This window comes from Microcoleus sp. w2-18bC1, from assembly GCF_036700365.1.
Lineage (GTDB): Bacteria > Cyanobacteriota > Cyanobacteriia > Cyanobacteriales > Microcoleaceae > Microcoleus.
On the sequence record NZ_JAUBOS010000121.1, the window covers coordinates 1 to 6,037 of the forward strand.

General features: G+C 43.4%; 5 protein-coding genes and 1 tRNA gene. 5 read left to right on the forward strand and 1 reads right to left on the reverse strand.

What is annotated here, in order from left to right:
- Positions 1 to 116: 116 nt before the first annotated feature.
- The gene (locus QT979_RS28240; protein ID WP_333312326.1) at positions 117 to 2,024 is read left to right on the forward strand and encodes an ATP-binding protein; all 1,908 of its coding nucleotides are present in this window, start codon (positions 117 to 119) and stop codon (positions 2,022 to 2,024) included.
- A gap of 284 nt (positions 2,025 to 2,308) precedes the next feature.
- On the opposite strand, the gene QT979_RS28245 is transcribed toward QT979_RS28240, so the two are convergent.
- A tRNA-Leu gene (locus QT979_RS28245) sits at positions 2,309 to 2,393 on the reverse strand.
- Positions 2,394 to 2,591: 198 nt separating this feature from the next.
- Between QT979_RS28245 and ndhL the strand changes: the two genes are divergently transcribed.
- The 4 genes from ndhL to QT979_RS28265 all read left to right on the forward strand — a co-directional run bounded on the left by ndhL (position 2,592) and on the right by QT979_RS28265 (position 5,357).
- Positions 2,592 to 2,807 (forward strand): NAD(P)H-quinone oxidoreductase subunit L, encoded by a 216-nt coding sequence (gene ndhL, locus QT979_RS28250; protein WP_193972727.1) that lies wholly within the window; start codon positions 2,592 to 2,594, stop codon positions 2,805 to 2,807.
- On the forward strand, positions 2,808 to 3,113 hold the full coding sequence (locus QT979_RS28255; RefSeq protein WP_333104690.1) for a DUF3007 family protein: 306 nt from the start codon (positions 2,808 to 2,810) through the stop codon (positions 3,111 to 3,113).
- A gap of 305 nt (positions 3,114 to 3,418) precedes the next feature.
- On the forward strand, positions 3,419 to 4,216 hold the full coding sequence (gene trpA, locus QT979_RS28260) for a tryptophan synthase subunit alpha (protein ID WP_333215590.1): 798 nt from the start codon (positions 3,419 to 3,421) through the stop codon (positions 4,214 to 4,216).
- A gap of 505 nt (positions 4,217 to 4,721) precedes the next feature.
- Positions 4,722 to 5,357 (forward strand): DUF6658 family protein, encoded by a 636-nt coding sequence (locus QT979_RS28265; protein ID WP_333215591.1) that lies wholly within the window; start codon positions 4,722 to 4,724, stop codon positions 5,355 to 5,357.
- The last annotated feature ends 680 nt before the right edge of the window (positions 5,358 to 6,037 follow it).

Below are 6,037 nucleotides of genomic sequence, written 5' to 3' on the forward strand. Positions count from 1 at the left end.
TTCAGATTGCACTCACTTTTTTCACTTCTCTATTTTATTGTGATCGCATTCCTCTTTAAAAACTGTCCGGAGTATTGTACTAATAAAGTTGTTAAAATTTAGCTCAGGTTGCCAGTATGCACAAGTTTGAACAGGGAGAGAATAGGGCTGTGAGGTTCAAAAACATTATCCTAAATAGACGAAAAAATAATATCGCTGTCACTGAAGGATCTCGCGACCTCAAAAATCCTCTCAAAAAAACTCCCTTGACTGCAATTAACCGCTTCATTTCTCGGTTAAGCATTGCCAAAAAAATTAATTATGGCTACTCACTAGCAATTGGAATAGCCGTACTAGGAGCCACAGGTGGAATGATCTGTGGAGACTATTACCAAGACCAAGCTTTCCAAGCTCTAACTTTCGCCGACCAGCAACAGGATTTGCTCAGGGATTTAGAATATTCCGTGCAGGTAGTGCAGTCACATCCCAAACGACTAATATCTATCTTGGGAGATTCAATCTGGTTTGAATATGAAACTGCTAAGTTCTCGAAAGATGTTAAGGTCGTTAAAAAACTTATTGCAGAAATAGACACTTTTAGTGAAAAACATTCCACAGAATTAGCAGTAAATTATGCTGAATTAAAGAAATTGTTAGATGGTTACACAACTGCGACAGATTCGTATTCTCAATTGCTCACATTTTTTTGGCAAGAAATAGCTTCCTCCTCGCTAAAACCAGAAGAAGTTAAAGAGGCACAGCAGCAGGTATTGGATTTAATTAGAGGGGATAGAGCAGTTAAGCTCGATGTTAAGTTTGAGCGACTGTCAGAGAGTTTAAGCTTGATGACAGAAGTAGCGAAGGCACAGCAAATACAAGCCTACATTAATTTTAAGGTGGCTGAGAAATTGCGAGTGCAAATCATCGTAGCGAGTATGTTAGTGTCAGTTGTGATCGCTACTTTTCTAGCCATCTGTACCAGCCGCGCGATCGCCATCCCTATCCAAGCTGTAACCAGCGTTGCTAAAACTATTACTCAACAAGCAAATTTTGATTTGCAAGCACCTGTCACCACAGAAGATGAAGTAGGAACCTTAGCAAAATCCATCAATCAATTAGTTCAATGGGTAGCAGAATACACCGATGAATTAGAGCTGGGTCGCCAAACTTTGGAAGAGCGAGTAGAAGAAAGAACAGAAGAGCTTACAGCAGCGCTTCACCAACTTAAACACACCCAAACCCAGTTAATTCAAACCGAAAAAATGTCCAGTTTAGGGCAGATGGTGGCAGGCGTCGCCCATGAAATAAACAACCCTATTAACTTTATTCACGGCAACCTAGAATACGCCAACGAGTATGTTATAAACTTGCTGCATTTACTTCGTCTCTATCAGCAGGAATACCCGCAACCCACAGAGGCGATCGCAGAAGAAATCGCAGAAATAGAACTAGACTTTATCACAGAAGATTTACTAAAACTGCTTGAATCTATGAAAATAGGTTCAGAACGCATCCGGCAAATAGTTTTGTCTTTGCGAAACTTCTCTCGCTTAGATGAAGCTCAAATGAAATTAGTTGATATCCATGAAGGTATTGACAATACACTATTGATTTTGAACAGTCGGCTCAAGCAGGGAATTGAAGTTGTCAAAAACTATGGAGAATTGCCAGAAGTAGAGTGTTATCCAGCGCAGCTAAATCAAGTATTTATGAATATTATAGCCAATGCGATAGATGCACTAGAAGGGTCATCCCAGGACTCTAAGAAAGGGAAAAGTCCTCAGATTTTAATTCAGACGCAAAAGTTGGATAATAGCCAAATTCTGGTGCGAATTTGCGATAACGGCCCTGGCATTCCATCCGCCATCCACAGTAAGCTATTTGACCCATTTTTTACAACTAAAGAACCAGGAAAAGGCACTGGTATCGGACTCGCAATTTGCTACCAGATTGTGGAAAAACATCGGGGGAAAATAGAGATAATTTCATCTTTGGGAGGGGGAGCAGAGTTTGCGATCGCACTTCCCGTCTCATCTCAAACTTGAAGCTAGATATTGTCTATTTTGAGGACATTAATATGTTAACGACGGCACATAATTTGTTATTCGACTATTGAAACTCAGTTCCCACAGCCGCCCAATTTCCCAAACCAGCCGATTTGCTCAACGAGTTGAAGACCGGACGTAAAAAATCCGGCGCGAACTTGGCAGGCAAATATAGAGGCCCTTTTGGACTTAGTAAAAAACCATTAGCGCGAAAATTGAGCGGCAAACAGAAATCTTGGTGACAAGAAATCTGAAACCGTTGAATCACAAATGATGGAAATGGATGGGGGCGGAGGGACTTGAACCCACACGACCGTTTCGGGTCAACGGATTTTAAGTCCGTAGCGTCTACCATTCCGCCACGCCCCCCTTTGGTCTAACTGCTGTGGTTTTGAGCCACTAACAGCAACAGCCTTTTATTCTACAGGCAAAACCCCAATTTACGCAACCCCTAATCAAAAAATTCTCAAAAGTCGCGCTGGATCTCCCCAAGCGGTACAATAGTTAACCAGCTAACGGAGCGTGTCAACTGACTTACCCGTGTTATTAATCCCCTAAAGCAAATCTATGTATATTACCTTACTGCTTTACGCCGTCTTGGCAGGAGCCTACCTCCTGGTAGTACCCGCGGCCACCTACGCTTACCTGAACAGCCGCTGGTACGTCGCTACCTCTTTTGAGCGCGGCTTCATGTACTTCTTGATGTTCTTCTTCTTCCCAGGTATGTTTCTCCTAGCTCCTTTTTTGAATTTTCGGCCCAAACGGCGGCAGATAGAAGCCTAAATGCGACGTATTGACGTAATTGGAATCAGTGTCGGCTTTTTTGTAGCAGGTGGGTTTGTCTACTTGCTACTGCAATTTGCCGGACTCGACAGTATGAATGCAGGGATTTGGAGTCAGTTATTTTTGGTCGCCGGCTTGATTGGCTGGCTGGTGACTTATTTATTTCGAGCACTGACTCAAAATATGACCTACAGCCAGCAATTGCAAGACTACAAAGAAGCTGTCTTGCAGAAGCAGCTAGATGCACTCACTCCTGAAGAATTAGCCAAACTTCAAGCCGAAATTGAGCAGGAAAAAGATAATTAGTCAGTGGTTAGTGGTCAGTTGTCAGTTGTCAGTGGTTAGTTGTCAGTGGTTAGTGGTTATATCATGTCCGGTCGAGCGATCGCGATTTTTGTAGGGGCGGGTTCACCAACAATACCGCCCATAATTGACAATCTCAAAAACCCGCCCCCACCGGGCTATTATGGTTAATTCATCGGACATGATATTAGTTGTTATTAGCTAATACCAACTGCCAACAACCAACTGCCAACTGCCAACAACCAACTGCCAACAACCAACTGCCAACAACCAACTGCCAACAACCAATGACTGATGACTAATAACTAATGACTATTTCTAATTGTTTTGAAACGTTACGCAAGAACCACCAATGTGCATTGATTCCTTTTATTACTGCTGGCGACCCAGACTTGGAGACAACGGCTAAAGCACTGCAAATTTTGGATGATAACGGTGCAGACGCGATCGAGCTTGGTGTTCCCTATTCTGACCCGCTAGCTGACGGGCCGGTGATTCAAGCCGCTGCTACAAGGGCTCTACAGCGGGGAACGCGGTTAGATGCGGTGCTGGAAATGGTAGCGAAAGTTAGTCCAAATTTGCGATCGCCCATCATTCTCTTCACATACTACAACCCGATTTTGTACCGAGGTATAGAAACCTTCTTGCAGCAAATCAAAAGTGCTGGAGTTCAGGGATTGGTTGTACCAGACTTGCCCTTAGAAGAAGCCGACAGTCTCATCCAACCTGCCAACAAGTTAGGGATTGAACTAACATTATTAGTTGCTCCCACCAGTCCCAAAAGTCGTATAGAGGCGATCGCTCGTCAGTCTCAAGGATTTATTTACTTAGTCAGCGTGACGGGGGTGACGGGAGTACGCGAAGGCTTAGAAACGAGAGCAAAAGAGTTGCTGCAAGAACTTCGCGCCGTCACCGACAAACCCATCGGCGTCGGGTTTGGTATATCGAAACCCGAACACGCTCGTCAAGTGAAAGAATGGGGTGCAGATGCTGCGATTGTTGGCAGTGCTTTTGTCAAACGCTTGGCAGAAGGTACTCCAGAACAGGGCTTAGAGGCGATCGGCGAATTCTGCAAAAGTCTAAAAACAGCGATTCAAAATCCTTAGCAACTGTACAGATACTTTCAGCCATTAGACAGATGTGTGCGATCGGGATGTGCCATCACAATTGCGATTAAAGACCTTGTTGTACTTGAGATAATACACCACATTCCTTCTAGTTCCTGACTAGAAGGTTTTTTTTGGGACGAACACGCACAACATTTCAACATAGTGCGCGTCTGGAGATCAAAACAGCTATGTAGGGAAACGGCATTGCCTTGTCCGGGGCAGGGTGCTGCGACTTTTAATAATTGGTAGAAGATTGAGGATTATTCATTCCTTCTTCCTGATTGCTGATTTCTATCCGATCTCCAAGCCGAAGAGCCTTCTTATTTCTTCCTTCTTCCTTCTTCCTTCTACTATAACTTAAGGAATGTAACTTGGGATAGATGAAAAACTCCGGTTTCTATTCCTATACTTAAAAAAGTGTTTAAGTACCTAATTTGGTAAGGCTAGACATCGACAAAGCCACAAGGCATTTGAACATCTCACAATAGAAAGGAGCATTTTTATGAAGAGACTAACTGCATTTCTGAAAAAAATTCGAGCTGTACAAATTTTAACAGTTTTTCTGGCTGGCATTTTAGTATTTGTGAGTACGGCTTGCAGCAGCGCCCCTGATATTATGGCAGGAAAAACTGATGTGATGACAGGAAAAGGAAAAACTGCCGACCAAATTAGAGAAGAAGTGCCGACCGGGGCTGTAACGTCGGAATTCAAAGGCGGCATGAACGATTACAGCGATGTCGATCCTAGAAACAAAAAGGTGACAACAACAGAAGCAAAAGCTCAGCTTCTCAAAGAGCAAGCGCAGCACCGCATTGACACGAAATCTAGCAACAATGTAGGTGAAAATGTGCGGCGGGTAGCGGATGATGCGCCTGAAAAACTAGACCAAATCGGCCAAAAGGTCAAGGACGATGCTCGCACCGCCCAGCGCAAAGCTGATGACTTTGGCGACAAAACCAAACAAGGCTTTGCTAATCTTAAAGAAAACACTCGCGAAGGCTTGAAGGGAGCAAAAGATATTGTTAAAGAAGCCACCGAGGGAGCAAAAGAAAGAGTATCAGAAGGTACTGAGTCTCTGAGATATAATACCGCCGGCGGCCAAGAAAATATCAATGATGCAGCACGAGATGCAAGATAGAAGGCTCAAGATGCCTCAGACAATATTTGCTAGAAAGTGAATGGAGATATTGACTGAACTCAACGAGCAGCCGAAAGAGCGACAGACGACTAATCTCAAATAACGCTGTTTCCTTTTCGGGAAGCTACATTCCGACAGGGGTTAAAACCCCTGTCGGAATGTAGGTAGAGTCAATCGATTTTAGATTTTAGATTTTATAGCGTTTCCTTAGCTGATCAGGTACAACCAATCCTTATCCATTAAGGCTTTTAGCTCTAAAAATGTACCTCATTTGACTGAGAAACGCTATAGATTTTAGATTGAAGCATTGATTCCACGGAGGAATCCGGGGGCTTGTATCCTGAGTGCTTTCGGTCATTTGAAGACTACTGCCTATTAATATTTGATTGGGTTTTAACCGCAGGGAGGGCTATGAGGCCGGAAGTAGAGTGCAGGGGGGTTTCACCACAATCCAACGGCCCTGTCCTTTTCTAGGGGGGACTGGAGTGCCACTGCTTTCACGACGGATTCTTTATAATTTCTATAGATTATACTTGGACTTTTTAAGGTAATAACTTTTTGATCTGCTTTGCGGAAATTTTGGCGATCGAGCTATATTAAATTTAATTAGGGCTTGCTGAATAATCGATCGCACATCAAGAATAAGAGCGATCGATATCTTCAAGCCGAGTTAAATATAA